Source organism: Paraburkholderia humisilvae, from assembly GCF_902859855.1.
Classification (GTDB): Bacteria; Pseudomonadota; Gammaproteobacteria; order Burkholderiales; family Burkholderiaceae; genus Paraburkholderia; species Paraburkholderia humisilvae.
In genome coordinates this window covers 1-543 of record NZ_CADIKH010000499.1, presented here as the reverse complement: position 1 = coordinate 543, position 543 = coordinate 1, and the positions used below count along the sequence as shown (strand labels likewise).

The window sequence follows — 543 nt, the reverse complement described above, 5'->3', positions numbered from 1 at the left end:
CGAGAGGGACCTCTGGCAACGCTTGAGTGGATGGGCCGGCGGGCGCTGCGGTAGAGGCAGGGGAGAATGTCCAGAGCGTCGCCCAGCGGTTCGGCAACACCCGAGAGGGCTTTCTGACCACGCTTCGGCGATTCGCCCGCCGTGCTGAATGAACGTAAGAGTGCGCGAAAACTACTTCAGTTCGCCTGCGGAAGTAGTGGAACTAGTCCATTGTGCGTATTCCACGCAAATCGAACAGCCATTCCACGGTAAAGCGAACGCCGATTCCACTGCAAAGTGAACCGCCCCGGGAATCGTGGAGGGGCTCTGCTGCAAACGGAGACAGTGAATCGGTTAGAGTCGTCGGACTACACGAATTGATGGGCGATAATGGGCAAGCTGAAGAGTCTGGAGAGTCTGTTCGGTGGACGGCATTTTGATCGGGAGATCATTATTCTGTGTGTACGCTGGTATCTGCGCTACAAGCTTAGCCTGCGGGATCTGGTCGAGATGATGGCAGAGCGCGGTTTGTCACTCGCGCACACGACGATCATGCGTTGGGTT

Annotated in this window: 1 pseudogene; it reads left to right on the top strand. The window is 57.1% G+C overall.

Annotated features, from left to right (window positions below):
• Window positions 1–369: 369 nt before the first annotated feature.
• Window positions 370–543: pseudogene (locus HV796_RS43230) on the top strand (IS6 family transposase); the annotation flags it as partial.